The 304-nt window shown below is 65.8% G+C and carries 1 protein-coding gene; it reads right to left on the reverse strand.

Translation table 11 applies throughout. The features are described 5' to 3' along the window. A partial coding sequence (locus tag EN874_RS33020) for a glutathione S-transferase family protein (protein WP_135884739.1) occupies positions 1–304 on the reverse strand: 304 nt, incomplete at both ends.

A 304-nucleotide genomic window follows, 5' to 3' on the forward strand; every position in this document is an offset into this window, starting at 1 on the left:
TGCGAAGCTGCGCCCGCGCCTGCTCGACCCCGAACGGATCGGTCTGGTCCCGCGGCCGCAGCCTGTCGCCGACGATTTTCTGCATCGGCTCCTGCACGTAGAAGTCGTAGAAGCGGTCGGCCTGGCGGACTTGGATGGCAAGATCGGTGTCGGCGGGGATGAGCTCGATCGGCCCGGGGTAATAGGCGGCGAGATACTCGATGACGATGGTCGATTCCAGCACTGTGCGGTTCCGCGCGTCGTCGCGAAGGGCCGGCATCTTGCCAGTCGGCGAAACCTCCAGGAAAGCCGCACGCGACTGCTC

Origin of the sequence: Mesorhizobium sp. M1D.F.Ca.ET.231.01.1.1 (genome assembly GCF_003999155.2) — a bacterium.
Classification (GTDB): Bacteria; Pseudomonadota; Alphaproteobacteria; order Rhizobiales; family Rhizobiaceae; genus Mesorhizobium.